The organism is Actinoplanes sp. HUAS TT8, assembly GCF_051380535.1.
Classification (GTDB): domain Bacteria; phylum Actinomycetota; class Actinomycetes; order Mycobacteriales; family Micromonosporaceae; genus Actinoplanes.
In genome coordinates this window covers 4,228,093-4,243,970 of record NZ_CP195646.1, presented here as the reverse complement: position 1 = coordinate 4,243,970, position 15,878 = coordinate 4,228,093, and the positions used below count along the sequence as shown (strand labels likewise).

Genomic DNA, 15,878 nt, shown 5'->3' with positions numbered 1-15,878 from the left:
TCGGCATCACAGTGAGTTCAGGCCGCTGAGGAGCCGTTCCAGCACGTCCGGCGGCGCGTCCCGGCGGCGTACGTCGACCAGGCCCGCGTCCCGCATGTCGGCCAGCAGCAGCCGGGCCGGGCCGAGGGGCAGTCCCAGCCGGGCCGCGACCTCGGAGAGCGCGATCGGCCGCCGGAGCAGCCGTAACGTGGCCTGCTGGTCGGGGGAGAGGTCGTCCGGCTCGGGAACACCCGGCACGCGATGGACGATCGCGCTCAGGTCGAACCCGTCGCGCGGCCCGCTCGTCCGGCCGCCGACCCGCATGTAGAGGCGCACGATCGGGCCGGCCTCGTCGTCGTACCAGATCTCCTCGACCGGACACATCAGTTGGTCACCGCTTCCAGGTCGTCCAGGGTGGTCTCGTTGTCGCCGGTGAGCGCGCCGGTCAGGTGCACCGGCAGGACGACCTCGGCGACCAGCCCGCCGTCGAAACCGTTGGCCAGCCGGACCCCGATGCCGTGCCGGGCGGCGAACCGGCCGGTCGCGTACAGCCCCCACCACGTGCCCCCGGCCGGCGGATCGGGCTCGTCCATCACCCGGGCCGCGGTCGCCAGGTCGTCCGCGGTCATGCCCGGCCCGACGTCGGTGACCGTGATCCGGTAGCCGTCAGCCAGGTGCTCACCCGACACACCGACCCGGGTCTCGGCCGGCCCGAACGTCGCCGCGTTCTCGATCAGCTCGGCCAGCAGGTGCATCAGGTCGGTCACGGCCGCGCCGTCCAGGGTGACCGGCTCGATCCGGGCGGTGGAGACCCGGTCGTACTCGCTGATCTCGGCGGCCGCGGCCCGGACCACCTCGGTCAGCGGCACCGGCTCGTGCCAGCGGCGGGCCGGTGTTCCGCCGGAGAGGATGATCGCCTTCTCCAGGTTGCGCCGCATCCGGTTGGCCAGGTGGTCGGCGCGGAACAGGTCGCCGAGCGCGTCGTCGTCCGACTCGCGCCGCGCCAGGGTGTCCAGGAGCCGCAACTGCCGGTGGACCAGGCCCTGGTTGCGGCGTTCGAGGTCGCGCAGCAGCGGGTCGAGGCCCGCGGACCGGTCCGGCGCGGCCGTCCGGGGCGCGGCCCGGCGCGGGGCCGCCCGACCGGTTCCGGACCGCCAGGCCAGCAGGAGCACGGCAATGACGGCGATCAGCCCGACGCCGCCGACCACCCCGGCCCGGACGGCCACCAGCACCGCGTGGTTCGTCCCGGCGTCGGCCGCGGTCCGGACACTGCCGTTCTGCAACTCCCAGAGCGCGGTGTTGGCCGCGTTGTACGCGGTGGACCAGGCCGATCCGCCCTTACCGGCGAGGGCCGCGTCCTCCGCCGTGGTGAGTTCGTCGCCGGCGGTGGCGGGCACGCTCACCCCGGACGCCGCGAGCAGCTCCCGGCGGGCACCGGCGAGCCGGACAAGACGTACGCGCTCAAGGTCGTTGATCTTGGTTTGCCCGGAGACGGCGGCGAGCAGCGCGTCCTCCTCGGCCAGCAACTCGCGGGAACGGCTGAGCGCGGACAGGCCGGGCGCCCGGTCGCCGAGCTGATCGGGGTAGACGGTCGGCGTCTCCCGGCCGACCGGGTCGATCAGCGCGGTGTAGGCGTCGGCCGCCTTCACCCCGGTCAACTCCTTGGCGTCGACCTGCGTGCGGAGCCCGGGCAGCCGCGAGGCGCGGTCGAGCAGCGCGTCGGCCTGCCGCGTCGCATCCGAACCGGAGAGCCAGCCACTCCCGGAGTTCCGCGCGTCGGACAACTCCTGCCGGGCGTGATCGGTGTGCACCCGCTGGGCCGCCATCTCGCTGGCCGAATCGCCGGCCACGGACAGCCGACGCTCGGTCTCCAGAGCCAGGACCAGCGCACCGGCCGGGCCGACGAGATCGGTCGCGGTGGTGCGGGCCGACGTCACCCGGCGTGCCTCGGTGAAGGCCGGCACGGCCGCCGCCACCCAGAGCGCGACCAGCAATGCCAGGCCGGTGATCACCCTCGTACGCGTGCTCATCGCTCTTCCTCCGGGTCGATCAGGGAACGCAGCCGGCTCAGCAGCTCCGGACGCCCGGTGACCCCGAGGCGCTGGCGGATCCGGGAGACGTGATGTTCCACGGTCTTCGCCGAGAGGTAGAGCCGCTCGGCGATCTGCTTGTACGTCAGTCCGGAAAGGATCAGTGCGGCGACCTCGCGCTCGCGCTCACTCAACAGCCTCGGCGAGCCCGGCGGCGGCGCGCTCGGACCCGGGCCGGCGACCTGCTCCCGCAGCTGCCGGGCGCACTCCAGCAGCAGCGTCATCGCCTTGCGATCGGTGGTGCGGATCGCCGCCTGCCCGACCAGTCGCGCGCCCTCACCGATCAGGCCGAGCGCGCTCAGACCGTGCGCGGCGTCGATCACCGCGTCCGGCCCGGCCGGGCCGTCCAGCACGTCGAGCCAGCGTTCCGCCGCGGTCGCCATCGTCTTCGTGTACGGACTGAAGTCGCGCACCCCCATCAACGCCCGCGCGTGCCGCTCGGCCGCCGTCCGGTCCTCGGCGAGCACGGCGGCGTGCAGTCGGCTCCAGTGCAGAGGCGCGCTCCACAGCGGGGGATCGCCGAGCGCGCCGAGCAGCCGGTCGGCCTCGGCCAGGTGCCCGGCGACCCGATGCTGCTCGCCCAGCCGCGCGGCGGCCACCGTCAGCTCGCCCAACGGCAGCAGCGTGAACAGGTCGACCGGCTGGCCGATCAGCGCGTGACACGCGTCCGGCCAGGCGCTGCGCAGGCCGACCAGATCGCCGACCTCGCGGCTGAGCCCGACCCGCAGCGCCCCGGCGAACAGCCGGTCCCGCCCGGCGCATCCGCCCAGGATCATCGCCTGGGCCCCGCCGACCTGGCCGCGCAACATCAGCACCCAGGCCCGCAGCAGCCGGTGCCGGTCGGCCAGCAGCGCGCCGCCGGTGCCGGTCTCGGCCGCCCGGGCCAGCAGCGCGTCGGCCGTGTCGAGCTCGGCGCAGTGCAGCGCGATCGTCGCCCCCAGCGCCGCCGGCGTGTCGGCCAGCAGCACGGCCGGCCCGGCCGGTGCGATCATCGTGGCCGCCTGCACCAGCGTGGAGAGTGCGGCGGCGGGAGCGCCACCGATCGACTCGGCCATCCCCCGGGCCATCAGTGCGGCGGCCGACCCGAGCAGCGTCGGCGGCGCATCACCCGGCCCGGCCGCGCCGCCGCCTGGCCCGGCCTGGCCCGTCGCAGCTCCGACTCCCTGACCGGAACCGATCAGGGCGACCACTCCGAAGGCCGCGGAGACAGCCGAGGGCGACCAGCGGTACAGGGCGGCGGCCTGAGCCGCCTGACCACGCTGGGTCAGGACGACCGCCGCGACGTACGCCGCCTCGGCCCGCTGCTCCGGCGTGTCCGCCCCCAGTGCCTGATCGGCCAGGCGGGACGCCTCGTCGAGGTCGCCGGCGAGCGCGGTGGCCAGCGCACGCCGAGCCGCCGTGCCCCGGCCCGCTCCGGCCGCCGCCGCGAACAGCTCCGCGGCCAGCCGCGGATCGTCGCCGAGCGCCTCCTCGCCGGCCGCCTCATAGACCGGGCCGAGCCCGCTACCGGCCATGCCAAGCCCGCCGCCGGTCATGCCGAGCCCGCTACCGGTCATGCCAAGCCCGCCGCCGGTCATGCCGAGCCCGCTACCGGTCATGCCAAGCCCGCCGCCGGTCATGCTGAGTCCGCTACCGCTCATGCCGGTCATGCTGTCGACCGTTCCGAGGCCGCCGTCGAGCCCTCCGGCGCGGGCTCCACTGTCCTCGCCGTCGAAGCCGTCCGCCCCAAGATCAGCGCCGCCACCGCGCAACAACGGCCGGACCAGCGGCAGCACCGGGCCACCCCGGGCCAGCTGCAGAGCGGCCAACCGCTGCCGAACGTCGATCCGATGCCCGATCGGCCCCAGCGCCGCGATCGCCCGGCGGGCCAGCGGCACCAGCGTGCCGTCGGCGGCGAGCAGACCGGTGGCCCGACCCGCGTCGACCAGCTCGGCCACCGCACCCGCATCGCGCCCGAGCAACGCCGCCACCAGGTCGAACGAGAGCCCGGCGCCGGCCTCGGCCGCGAGCAGGAGCGTGCGCACATCCGGTTCCAGCTCGTCCAGCTCAGGTGCGAACCCGGCCAGCGCGGCGACCGGCATCCGCCCCGCCGCGACGTCGGCCGCGGTGAGTGCCTCGGCGACCCGGGCCACGTAACGCGGCACCCCACCGGTCAGCTCGGCCACCGCCGCGACCAGCTCGGACGAGGCCCCGCCCACCTGCTCCCGCACCTGCGCGGAAACCGCTGCACCCGGCTGCTCCAGGATCTGCCCCGGACTCGACGCGCCCAGCCGGTCCCGGATCTGCCCAGGACTCAGCACGGTCAATCGGATCACCGGCCGCGTGCGGCGCAGCAGGTCGACCAGCTCGGACAGACCGTCCGGCCGGGGCCACGGACGGCAGGCCACGACGATCCGGGTTTCAGGCCTTTCCGCGTACGCCCGCAGGGCCCCGATCGCCGCCGGGTCGAGCCGGTGCGCGTCGTCGGCCAGCAGCACCAGCTCGCCGGTGGCGGGCGCCGTCTGCCACGGCGTCGTAACCGTCACCCCGGCCCGCTGCCACACCTCGTTCAGCTCGCGCAGCAGCTCGGTCTTGCCGAACCCGCCCGGCGCGACGACCGCGACCCGCAGCGGCGCGAGCGGGTCGGCGGCGACCTGGGCGAGCAACTCGGTCGCGGGGGAGCCGGTGATCACGGGCGCGCTCATCGGCCCTCTGCCCGGACAGCCGGGACGGCGACCGGCGGGCGGGCCGGTCGGTGGCGGACGACTTCCGGCCAGGCATCGGTCGGGATGGTCGCCACCGCGACCGGCTCGGGGTCGGCGAGCCCAGGACCGGCGAGCCCAGGACCGGCCAGCCCAGGACCGGCCAGACCGGGGGCGGCCAGACCGGGTCCGGCCGGCTGTCGGGGTGCGGGCCGGCGCACCTGCGGCCGCACCGCCAGGGCGGCGCCGGCGGCCACCGTCATGGGCGGATCCTGGTCACGCAGCACCGGCACCGGGAAGGCGGCCGCCAAGAGATCCGACACATGCGGATATACGGGTGCGGAGCCCCCGGCGATCAACACCGCGGAAAGATCACCGGGTGCGAGCCGGCAGTCGCGCACGGTCTGCACGGCGAGGTCCACCGTGGGCGTCAGGACGGCCCGGGCGTCGGCCGCCGTCGCACCCTCCACGTCGAAGCCGGCGGAATCTTCCAGCTCGGCGCCGCCGAGCAGTTCGAGCCGGCCCGGTCCGCGCGGGGCGGCCACCGTCACCTCGCAGGTCGAGCCACCGATCCGATACGCCAGCAGGAGCCCGCCGGCCGGTGGCACCCGGCCCGCGGCCTGGTGACACTCGACCACCGCGCGAGCCCGGGTGACCAGCGCGGTCTGCGCCAGATCGGCCTCGCCGAGCGCCGCGTGCACGAGGTGCAGCCGGCCGTGCCCCCAGCCCGACGGGTAGGCCAGCGCGATCCGCTCGGGCGGCTCGTCGAACTGCTGCCAGACCCGGTCGACGACCCAGCGGGCCATCGCGGCGACCAAGCCGTGGGCCGGGAACCGGTCGCCGCCGAACAGCATCGGCGAGCTGTCGCCGACCCGATGGAGATAGCCGCCGACCGCGCTCTCGGCGGGGTGCCGCCCCAGGTCGCCGGGCACGACGTCACCCTCGGGCGTCATCGCCAGGGCCGACGACACCGTCCGGGACCGCACGCCGAGCGTGACCGGCTGCGGCGGACCCCAGCCGGGGCCGGGCCCGTCGGCCCGCCGGCAGACGGCGGCCCGGGTGCTGCCGGCTCCGATGTCGATCCCCAGGACGTACGGCACGTCGTCACTCCATCCATCACCGTTCGGGCAGGTGAGTCGAGACGTTCGTACCAGATGTCCGAGCTGTGAACCTCCCCCAAAAAATCCGGCACGCGAATCCCCTAACCCCCTAATCCGGACCCGCCGACCGTACGCCGGGATTGGGGGTTGCGGCCCGATGTCCACAGGCGACGCCGGACCTACGTTGGATTGCGGTGCCGGACCCCGGTGCCGCGACTCGAAGGAGCCTCATGGACGCGTTTCCGACGCTGCAGGAATTCGTGCTGAACCTGATCTACGACCCGTCCGCCCGCTCGGTGTTCGAGCTCGACCCCGAGCAGGCACTGCACGCGGCCGGCCTGGGCGACATCACCGCCGCCGACGTGCAGCAGGTGATCCCGCTGGTCGTCGACTCGGCCCCGGTCACCGGCCTGCACGGGCTGACCGGCGCCGACGACCTGACGACCGGGGTGGCCAACCTCGACGTCGCCGGTGCGGTGTCGCACCTGCAGGCGATCACCGCGCAGGTCGCGTTCCCCGCCACGCACGTGAACGGTGAGGTCAACGCCAGTTTCGGCAGTGCCGCCGCGATCGGCGTGGCCGACGCCTCGGTCCACTCCGACCTGGCGTTCAACTGGACCGGGGTCGGTGGCCTGTCGGCCGGCGACGACCCGGCCCAGCACCTGGACTATCACCTCGACCAGCATGTCAACCAGCACGCCGTGTCACCGGTCGAACACGTCGTCACCGGCGTGGCCCCCACTCTCGACAGCGGAGTGGACACGATCGGCCACCTTCCGTCATCGGTGCCCCTCGATCACATCCCGAGCCTTGACGGCGCCGGGCTCGGCGGTGCAACCTCATCGATCGGAACGGTGATTACGCCGGATTTGGGACATGTGCTGTCGCAAGACCCGGCCGACACCGTGCACGACACCGTCACCGGCGTCACCGGCACTGTCAGCGGTGTCACCGGCACCGTCGGCGACGTCCTGCACGGCGTCAGCGGGGTGACCGGGGCGACCGGAGACACCACTCAGGACACGTCCCACGGTCTCCTGGGCGACTTCCACCTGTAGGCGTAAGCCGGCAGGACGGTCCCCCCGGGCAGGCGGGCCGAGATCCTGCGGGACAAGCCCGCGGGACGAGAGACGGAGCGGGCGCGAATGACGAACTGGGAGGCCGGACCCACGGCCTATGCGGGTCCGGCCTCCCTCGTCCCGCCGCCGCGGGTTCCGTCCCCTCGGACGGAACCCGATCCGCTGCGAGCCTCCGGCGCCCTGCTCTGGCTCGACGTGCTCGACTCGACGATCCGGGCGTGCACCGGGCACGGGCGGTCCGAGATGGCCGAGTGGCTGTCGCGGCGCCGGGCCCAGTTGCTGCACCCGGAGCTTCGGGTGCTGGTGGTCGGCGCTGCCCAGCAGGGCAAGAGTCAGCTTATCAATGCCCTGATCAACGCCGGGGTGTGCCCGGAGACCGGCACCGGCGTCCCGACCGTGGTCCGGCACGCCGCCGCGCCCAGCGCGTACCTGGTCCGCCGGGGTTCGCCGACCGCCGACTGGACCGCCGAGGTCGGGCTGCAGGATCGGATCCCGCTCGGGCTGGACACGCTGGACACGTCGATCGCCGAGACCACGGCTCGCCTTCCGGCCGGCTCGCCGGTGCACGCCGAGGTGGCCGTGCCTCGATCGCTGCTCGCGGGCGGGCTGGTGCTGATCGACACCCCGCCGCTGCCGGGGTTGCCGGGCTCGGCCGACCGGGCCGTGCGCGCCGCCGGTGACCTGGCCGGGAGTGCTGCCGCCGACGTCGTGCTCTACGCCTGCGAGGCCGACCGTGGACTCGCCGACCCCGAGCTCGACGTGCTGCGGGGTCTGTCCCGTTTCCACCCGGGTCTGCTGGTGGTCTTCACCAAGACCGACTACGCCGTGGACTGGCGACGCACGCTGGCCGACAGCCGCACCCGGCTGGCCCGCGCCGGCGTTCCCGCGGCGACCACCGCCGTCTCCTCGGCGCTGCGCCTGCACGCGCTGCGGACCGGCGACACCGGCCTCAACGGCGAGTCCGGTTTTCCCGACCTGATCGTTCACCTGCAGCGCACGGTGGCGGCCAAGCCCGACCGGCTGGCCCGCGAGGCGGTCAGCCGGCTGGCCCGGGTCACGCTCGACGAGCTCGCCGTCCCCCTGCGCGAGGACCTGACCGCCCAGCGCGACGCCGGCGTGCCGGACGCCGTGGCCCGCCTCCACGCGACCCAGCGCCGCCTCGACGACCTGCGCAAATGCGCCGTCCGCTGGCAGAACAGCCTGTCCGACGAGATCGGCGACCTGATGTCCGACGTGGAGCACGACCTGCGCGAGCGGACCCGGGCGGTGCTGGCCGAGGCCGACGAGTTCTTCGTGACCGCGGACCCGGCCAAGGCCTGGGACGAGTTCGAGCCGTGGCTGCGCCGGTCCCTTCAGGAGCTGGCCGAGACCAGTACGACCTGGCTGGCCGAGCGCAGCGAGTGGATGGCCCACCGGGTCGCCGGCCACTTCCCGCCCGAGGCGGGCGAGGTGCTGCCGCCGCCGGCGCTGGTCGCGGCCGGGGACACCGGCGACGACCACGTGCCGGGTCTGGACGCGCCGCCGGTGGCCAAGTTCAGCCCGGGGCAGAAGCTGTTCATCGGCCTGCGCGGCTCGTACGGCGGCGTGGTCATGTTCGGCCTGGTCACCAGCCTGGCCGGGATGTCGCTGATCAACCCGATCTCGATCGGCGGCGGCGCGATCTTCGGCGGCAAGACGATCCGCGACGAGAGCAAGACGCTGCTCAAGAAGCGGCAGGCCGAGGCGAAAGCCCTGGTGGCCCGGCATGTCGACGACGTCTTCGTGCGCCTCAACAAGGAGGCCCGGGACAGTGTGCGCCGGGTGCAGCGGGCGCTGCGTGACCACTTCACCGCGGTCACCGAGGACCTGCAGGAGATCGTCATGGATTCGCTGCGCAACGCCAAGGCCGCCGCCGATCAGGATGTCGCCGCCCGCGAGCAGCACAGCCGGCGGATCCAGGAGGAGCTCGCGGTGCTGGCCCGGCTGCACTCCGAGGCTCTGGCGCTGAGCGGCGTCCGCGCGTGATCGACGACGAGGAGCTCGAACAGCGGACGTATCAGCTGCTCAACGAGGCGGCCCACGTCTACCGGTCGGTGCCGCCGGCCGCCGCGCTGCTGCGTTCGACGCTCGACCGGCTGGCCGATCCGCTGCGGCTGGCCGTGACCGGTCCACCCCGTTCCGGCAAGTCCACCCTGGTCAACGCGTTGATCGGGGAGGAGTTGGCGCCGGTCGAGGGGGCCGGCGAGGTGGCCTACCGGGACGGCACCGAGCCGCGCGCCTGGTGGCACGACACCGAAATCCCGATGGTCCGCACCGAGTCCGGCCTCCGCCTGACCCCGGATGCCCGCCACGCCGCCGGCCTCGATGCTGCCCACGCCGGCGGGCTGGACCTACGGCACGCCGGTGGGCTGGACCCGAACCACACCGGAGGCCCGGGCACCCCGGCCCGGGCGGTGATCGAATGGCCCAGCCGCGTCCTGCGCCGCACCGAGCTGATCGACACGCACGGCCCGGCGGCCGACGCCGATGCGCTCCTCTACGTGACTCCGCAGCTCGGCGAGGCCGACCTGCAGACCCTGCGGGCGTTACGTGGCCGGTTGATGCCTCCGGTGCACGTCATCGTCGTGCTCTCCCGAGCCGACGCCACCGGCGGCGGCCGGGTCGACGCTCTGCTGACCGCCAAGCAGGCCGCCCGGCGCCGCCGCCGCGAGCCGCGGGTCAGCGCCCTCGCCCAGGACGTGCTGGCGGTGTCACCACTGGTCGCGGCGGCCGCCCGGACGCTGGGGGAGGACGAGTTCCAGGCGATCGCCGCCCTGGCCGCGCTGCCGAAGGCCGAGTCCGAGCCGTGCCTGCTCTCCACCGACCGGTTCACCGCGGCCGGCGTCCTGCACCCGGTCGACGCCCAGCGCCGCGTCCGGCTCCTGCAGCGGCTCGGCCTCGGTGGTGTCCGGCTCGCGCTCACCCTGGGCCGGACCGGCTCGGGCAGCGCCGCTGACCTGTCCGAACGTCTCCAGGAGCACGGCGGCCTCAAGGATCTGCAGGCCTCGATCGCCGGTCTGTTCACGGCCCGTCGCCCGGTGCTGCGGGCCCGGTCCGCGCTGACCACCCTGGACCGTCTGCTCCGAACCCATCGGACCCCGCCCGCCGCGAACCTGCTGGCCCAGGTCGAACTCCTCGTCGCCGAGGCCCACGAGCTGCGCGAGTTGCGCCTGCTCGCCTCCTTGCGGGCCGGCCGGGTCAACCTGCCCCGCGATCACGCGGCCGACGCCAACCGGCTGCTCGGCGGCGCCGGTACCAGTGTCGGCGAGCGGCTCGGCATGTCCCCGGACGCGACCGCCGACGACATCTGGACCGCCTCGGGTGCCGCGGCCGAGCGATGGCAGGCTCTCGCCCACGGAAACGCCCTGCTCCCGCCCCAGCGCCGAGCCGCCGAAACGGTCCTGCGCAGCTGCGACCTGATCGCCAACCGCCTGGATCGCCTCGCCACCCCGACCCCCTGATCAAGGCCCCGACGGGCGTCAGCCGGCGGCGGCCACGGCGAATACCGGCCACGCGATTTCGGTACGCCAGGCCCGTGCATCCGCGCTGTCCCGAGGCCCGCACAGGTAGGTCTCCCGGACCGGCCCACCGACTGCCAGCGAATGCTCGGCCACCCATCGCCCCAACCGTCCGTACGTCACCTCGATCGCATCGTGATCCCCCACATGTACGGCCACCGCAAGTTCGACCGCCGGCAGCGTCACCGCCCGCACCCGCCCCCGGACCGGCGGTTCGGCCGTCGGCAGATACACGAGCGCCCGCCCCCGCCCCTCGGTGAACAGCTCGTTGTCGTACACCCCGCCGGGCACGCCGTCCGGCGCCGGCACCAGCACGTCCAGCTCGGCCATGGCCCCCGCGTACCACCCGAGCACGTCGTCCCGGGCAACGACGTCCTGCACCCCGGCCACGGTCCGCGCCGGTTCCCGCCGCAGTTCCACCGCCACCGGCTGCGGTTCCAGGAGTTGCCGCAGCGACGCCACCGCCTGCCGGGTCCGATCCAGTTGTTCTTCCAGCCGTCGCAGATGCCCCGCGATCACCCCGGCCCGTTCGGCCGGATCGGGACTGCGCAGCACCCGCTCCACCTCGGCCAGCGGAAGATCCAGCTCCCGCAGCCGGTGGATCACCTGGGCATCCGGGATCTGCCCGGTCTCGTAGTACCGATACCCGGTCGCCTCGTCCACCCGGGCCGGCACCAGCAGCCCCGAGTCGTGATAGCGCCGCAGCGTACGCACGCTCAGATGGGTGAGCTGGGCGAACTCGCCCACCGAAAGCATCCGCGACATCCCGCGATTGTCCGCCCTCCCCCGGGGGGAGAGTCCAGCGCTTGACCCTCGTCCGCGGGGAGCGGCCACGCTGGGGCGTGACGAAAGGGAGATTCACATGTTGCCCGAGCCGATCAGCGCCTACCTGGACGCCGCCGCCGGTGGCGACCCGGCCACCATCGCCGCCGTCTTCGCCGAGGACGCCACGGTCACCGACGAGGGACGCACGTACACCGGCCGCGCGGCCATCCGTTCCTGGCGGGAGCAGTTGGCGGCCGCCTACACGTACACGACCGAGGTGACCGGCACCCGCCGGGACGGCGACGACTGGATCGTCGCGATCCACCTGGAGGGTGATTTCCCCGGCGGCGTCGCCGACCTCGACCAGCGCTTCACCGTACGCGACGGCCGGCTAACCGGCTTGCACATCAAATAGGGCGCGGCTTACGGTCGGGGCGGCCGGGTGAGAGGCGCTGCGACGGACCAGGATCCGCCACGCTCATCCGGTTTCTCCGACCCAAGGGCGCCTCCTGACCAGGGAGGCGTTCATGACGCGATCCACCGTCACCCCGGCCCGGCCGCTCGTCGGGTTGTTTACGCTGACCGGGGCGGCGTTCCTGTCGGTGACGTTCGAGATGCTGCCGACCGGGCTCCTGCCGGCCATCAGCGACAGTTTCCACGTGCCGGTTTCCCGCGCCGGGTTGCTGGTCACGGCGTACGCGCTGATGGTCGCTCTTCTCGCCGGGCCGCTGGGCGCCTTGACCGCTCGGTTTCCCCGCCGGCCGCTGCTCGTCGGGGCACTCGGCGGGTACGCGGTCAGCGCCGCCCTCACCGCGCTGGCCGGCAGCTTCGCGGTGGCGCTGGCCGCGCGGATCGCCGGCGGCCTCATGCACGGCCTGTTCTGGGCGATCGCGGTCGGCTACGCGGCGCGTCTGGCCCCGCCCGATCGCACCGCCCGCGCGGCCACGTTCGTCTTCGGCGGCGGCACGATCGCGTTCGTCGCGGGTGTTCCGGCCGGCACCTCGCTGGGCCTGCTGGTCGGCTGGCGGACCGCGTTCGGTCTGCTGGCCGGCCTGTTCGTGATCCTCGCGCTGGCGGTCCGATGGCTGCTCCCGGCCCTGCCGGGCACGACCACGGCCGCCGCGACGAGCCTGACCCGCGTGCTGCGCCGCCCCGGCGCCGGCACGGTCATCGCGGCGACGATCGTGGTCTGCCTCGGCTTCTACGGCTTCTACACCTACGTAGCGACGTTCCTGCGTCACGCCGGCGTTCCGGAGACCGCGATCGGCCCGGCGTTGCTGGTCTACGGCCTGACCAACGGCGTCGGCATCGGCCTCGGCGGCATGATCGCCGACCGCCACCCGCGACCGTCGATGCTCACCTCGACGGTCGCCCTGGTCGCCGCCCTGGCCTTCGCCGCCGTAGCCGCCGACGTCGTATCGGCCATCCTGGCGCTGGCCATCTGCGGCCTGGCCTTCGGCACCATGCCGGTATTCCTGCAGGCCGCGGCGTTGCGAGTCGCCCCCGAAGCCCCCGACGCGGCCTCCGGCCTCACGGCGTCGGCCTTCAACGCCGGCATCGGCGGCGGCGCCCTCCTGGGTGCCACCGTCCTCGACCACGCGGGCGTTTCCGCAATCCCCGCCACCGGCGCCGCCCTGGCCGCCTGCGCCCTGGCCATCGTCCTGCTCCGCGGCCAAGCCGCCTTCCCCACCAAAAACCCCCCAAAACCCCAATTTCCCCGTACGTCCTAAGCCCCGCCCCACCCCAAATCCCGCCCCCACCCCACAGGCTCGGGAGCCGAGGGGGACTCTCGGGAGCCGGCGAGCAACCGTGGCTGGGCCTCATGAGTGCCTCCGGCTTTCCGCGACGCAGCGGGTCAGGCATGCGGCCGGGAGCGGCATGCCAGCTGGTGCTGACGGCTGTCGCCGGGGGCCGGAAGCAGCCGTCAGCACCAGCCGGGACCGCAAGGCCGCCGCCTCTGAGGGGCAGGGCCACCGACCCAGCCTCCTAGGATGCCGTAGAGGCAGTGACGGTCGCCGGGCTGGAGTCTGCACTGCGGATCGGCCGGCACCGGTGGGCCCGGGCGGTCGGGGACTGTATCGCCGGGCACAGAAGTGGACGTGTCAATCACGGCGCAATATCGTTGACGTGTCAATCAGGGAGGCGCTGCATGGTCGGGTCACGGAAGCTGCCTACACGCGATGAGCTGCGCGTCTGGCGTGAGTTCATCGAGACGACCGAGGCGCTGCGCGGGCGGCTGGCCGGGCGTTTGCAGGCCGACACCGGGCTCTCCACCGGCGACTACACGGTGCTGCTGGCGCTCAGCGAGACCGACGGCGGCCGTCTGCGTTCGTCCGATCTTGCGGTTCGGATCGGCTGGGAGCGCAGCCGCCTCTCACACCACCTCGGGCGGATGGAGCGTCGCGGCCTGATCCGGCGGGAGGAGTGCGCCACCGACAGCCGCGGCGCCGAGATCGTCCTGGTCCCGGCCGGGAACGACGCTTTCCGCGCGGCTACTGTTCCGCACCTGCAGGCCGTTCGCGAGCTGTTCGTCGACGCGCTCACCCCGGCGCAGATCGCCGCCGCCGGCGAGATCGCCGCAGCACTCCGCGCCCACCTGGAGCAGGCCTGATGACCCGGCCACCCGAACCGGGCCCGATAAGCGGGCCACCCGAGTCGGGCCCGATGAGCGGGCGCCGTGAACCCGGCTTGATGAGCGGGCCGCCCGAATCGGGCCTGATGGACCGGCCAGCTGAGCCGGGCCCGATGAGCGGGCCACCCGAAGCGGGACCGATGAGCTGGGCACCTGGAGGAGGGGCGATGCGGCGGGCCACGGTGGTTGTCATCGGGGGTGGCCAGGCCGGACTTTCCGCCGCCTACCACCTGAAGAGGCGCGGCTTCGCCGACGCATCAAAAGATCAGACCAGCGGACGTACGTTCATTGTCCTCGACGCGTCCTCGACCCCCGGCGGCGCGTGGAGTCAGCGGTGGGAGTCGCTGCACATGGCGACGGTGAACGGGATTTTCGACTTGCCGCGCTTCCCGAAGCCGCCGATCGACCCGGACGAGCCGAGCCGCACGGCGGTGCCGCGGTATTTCGCCGACTTCGAGCGGGTCTCGGGGCTGCCGATCGTGCGTCCGGTGACGGTCACGGCCGTACGGGAAGCGGGTCTTGATCTTGTGGTTGAGTCGAGTGCAGGGGAGTGGACCGCGCGGGCGGTGATCAACGCGACCGGCACGTGGACGAATCCGGTGTGGCCGCGTTATCCCGGGTGGGAGACGTTCGAGGGGCTGCAGTTGCACACGCACGACTACGTGTCGGCGGATCGTTTCGCGGGCCGGCGGGTGGCGGTCGTCGGCGGCGGGATCTCGGCCGTGCAGTTGCTGGAGGAGATCTCGCGGGTGGCGACCACGTTCTGGTACACGCGGCGTGTGCCGTTCTTCCGCACGGACGGTTTCGAGCCGGAGGTCGCCGGCCGGGAGACGATCGCCAAGGTGATCGCCGATGTCGAGGCCGGCCGCCCGACCGGGAGTGTGGTGTCCTACACCGGGCTGGCCTGGACGCCTTATGCTCTCGCGGCCCGGGAGCGTGGGGCGCTGGAGCGGCGTCCGATGTTCACGGCGATCGAGCCGACCGGCGTGCGTGCGGCTGACGGCACGCTGACCGGTGTGGACGTGATCCTGTGGGCCACCGGGTTCAAGGCCGCCCTGGCCCACCTCGATCCGTTGGGGTTGCGCAGCGCGGCCGGTGGGATTCGCATGGTCGGCACTCAGGTCGCCGCCGACCCTCGTGTCCACCTGATCGGTTTCGGACCGTCGCAGTCCACGGTCGGCGCCAACCGGGCCGGCCGCGAGGCCGTGGCGGCCCTCGTCAAGTACCTGGAACCGCTCGAAAGGCTGGTTGACGCGAGTCCTCCGGCCGGGTGATCGAGCGATCAGAGTCGGACCACTAGGGTCCGCACGGTGGAGACGAGAGTGGTGTTGTCGGTCGGCGGGCGCGGGCCGGTCGGGACGATGTTCGTCCCGGAGGGCGCGACGGCGCGGCCGGGTCTGCTGTTCCTGCACGGATTCTTCAGCGATCGCAGCGGTTACCGGGAGCGGGCCGAGGCGGTGGTCGAGCAGTTGGGTGCGGTCTGTCTGACGTTCGACCTGAGCGCGCACGGCGAGTCGCCGGGGGAGCTCACCGATCTGACGCCGCGTGACCATCTCGACGAGGTGGTCGCCGCCTACGATCTGCTGGCCGCGCATCCGGCGGTCGACCCGGATCGGATCGGTGTGTGCGGCGCGAGTTTCGGCGGTTTTCTCGGTGCGAGCCTGACCGGCCGGCGCGCGGTTCGCAAGTTGCTGCTGCGTGCGCCCGCGCTCTATCCCGATGATGCGCTGGACCGGCGTTACGGTGGGCCGCGCCCGATCGAGGCGGTGGAGTGCCTGGCCACGCGGGCGCTGCGTGATTTCAAGGGTGACGCGTTGATCGTCGAGTCGGGTGCCGAGGAGACGATTCCGCCCGAGGTGATCGCCCTCTACCGGGCGGTCTGCCCGGAGGCTCGTGGGGTGGTGATCCCGGGTGCCGCGCACGCTCTGACCGAGGCGGTGTGGCGGGAGTGTTTCCTGGCCGAGATCCTGAAGTTCTTCCGGGAAGGGGCGACCGCCGCACGAACGTGACACCGGC

At 73.5% G+C, this 15,878-nt stretch carries 13 protein-coding genes; 8 read left to right on the top strand and 5 right to left on the bottom strand.

What is annotated here, in order from left to right:
- Positions 1 to 6 precede the first annotated feature (6 nt).
- From ACSHV8_RS19130 to ACSHV8_RS19115, 4 genes are read right to left on the bottom strand one after another with little or no spacing between them, the layout of a single operon-like run.
- The gene (locus ACSHV8_RS19130) at positions 7 to 363 is read right to left on the bottom strand and encodes a DUF742 domain-containing protein (protein WP_436534945.1); all 357 of its coding nucleotides are present in this window, start codon (positions 361 to 363) and stop codon (positions 7 to 9) included.
- On the bottom strand, positions 363 to 2,009 hold the full coding sequence (locus tag ACSHV8_RS19125) for a sensor histidine kinase (RefSeq protein ID WP_436534943.1): 1,647 nt from the start codon (positions 2,007 to 2,009) through the stop codon (positions 363 to 365). Before ACSHV8_RS19125 ends, ACSHV8_RS19130 begins: the two co-directional genes overlap by 1 nt.
- Complete coding sequence (locus ACSHV8_RS19120; protein WP_436534942.1) at positions 2,006 to 4,753, bottom strand: LuxR C-terminal-related transcriptional regulator; 2,748 nt, start codon at positions 4,751 to 4,753, stop codon at positions 2,006 to 2,008. The genes ACSHV8_RS19125 and ACSHV8_RS19120 overlap by 4 nt, the downstream gene beginning before the upstream one ends.
- Entirely contained in the window at positions 4,750 to 5,850 is a 1,101-nt protein-coding gene (locus ACSHV8_RS19115) for a hypothetical protein (protein WP_436534940.1), read from the bottom strand. The genes ACSHV8_RS19120 and ACSHV8_RS19115 overlap by 4 nt, the downstream gene beginning before the upstream one ends.
- A gap of 230 nt (positions 5,851 to 6,080) precedes the next feature.
- Between ACSHV8_RS19115 and ACSHV8_RS19110 the strand changes: the two genes are divergently transcribed.
- The 3 genes from ACSHV8_RS19110 to ACSHV8_RS19100 all read left to right on the top strand — a co-directional run bounded on the left by ACSHV8_RS19110 (position 6,081) and on the right by ACSHV8_RS19100 (position 10,408).
- Entirely contained in the window at positions 6,081 to 6,908 is an 828-nt protein-coding gene (locus tag ACSHV8_RS19110; protein WP_436534938.1) for an IniB N-terminal domain-containing protein, read from the top strand.
- Positions 6,909 to 6,995: 87 nt separating this feature from the next.
- Positions 6,996 to 8,933: a GTP-binding protein gene (locus ACSHV8_RS19105; RefSeq protein WP_436534937.1), complete on the top strand. Its 1,938-nt coding sequence runs from the start codon at positions 6,996 to 6,998 to the stop codon at positions 8,931 to 8,933.
- Positions 8,930 to 10,408 carry a hypothetical protein gene (locus ACSHV8_RS19100; RefSeq protein ID WP_436534936.1) on the top strand — a complete coding sequence of 493 codons (1,479 nt, stop codon included), beginning with the start codon at positions 8,930 to 8,932 and terminating at the stop codon, positions 10,406 to 10,408. Before ACSHV8_RS19105 ends, ACSHV8_RS19100 begins: the two co-directional genes overlap by 4 nt.
- A gap of 18 nt (positions 10,409 to 10,426) precedes the next feature.
- Here the strand turns inward: ACSHV8_RS19100 and ACSHV8_RS19095 are convergent, their stop codons facing one another.
- Positions 10,427 to 11,230: a MerR family transcriptional regulator gene (locus ACSHV8_RS19095; RefSeq protein WP_436534934.1), complete on the bottom strand. Its 804-nt coding sequence runs from the start codon at positions 11,228 to 11,230 to the stop codon at positions 10,427 to 10,429.
- Here ACSHV8_RS19095 and ACSHV8_RS19090 point away from each other — a divergent pair.
- The 5 genes from ACSHV8_RS19090 (at position 11,190) to ACSHV8_RS19070 (ending at position 15,871) form a co-directional block, all read left to right on the top strand.
- Complete coding sequence (locus ACSHV8_RS19090) at positions 11,190 to 11,645, top strand: nuclear transport factor 2 family protein (protein WP_436534932.1); 456 nt, start codon at positions 11,190 to 11,192, stop codon at positions 11,643 to 11,645. The genes ACSHV8_RS19095 and ACSHV8_RS19090 overlap by 41 nt on opposite strands.
- Before the next feature lie 112 nt (positions 11,646 to 11,757).
- A complete protein-coding gene (locus tag ACSHV8_RS19085; RefSeq protein WP_436534930.1) occupies positions 11,758 to 12,960 on the top strand; it encodes an MFS transporter in 1,203 nt (400 codons plus the stop codon).
- Positions 12,961 to 13,379: 419 nt separating this feature from the next.
- Positions 13,380 to 13,841, top strand: a complete 462-nt coding sequence (locus ACSHV8_RS19080) for a MarR family winged helix-turn-helix transcriptional regulator (protein ID WP_436534928.1) — start codon at positions 13,380 to 13,382, stop codon at positions 13,839 to 13,841.
- 188 nt (positions 13,842 to 14,029) lie between these two features.
- Positions 14,030 to 15,136, top strand: coding sequence for an NAD(P)-binding domain-containing protein (locus ACSHV8_RS19075; RefSeq protein WP_436534926.1), 1,107 nt, complete (start codon positions 14,030 to 14,032; stop codon positions 15,134 to 15,136).
- 36 nt (positions 15,137 to 15,172) lie between these two features.
- Entirely contained in the window at positions 15,173 to 15,871 is a 699-nt protein-coding gene (locus ACSHV8_RS19070) for an alpha/beta hydrolase family protein (RefSeq protein ID WP_436534924.1), read from the top strand.
- Positions 15,872 to 15,878 lie beyond the last annotated feature (7 nt).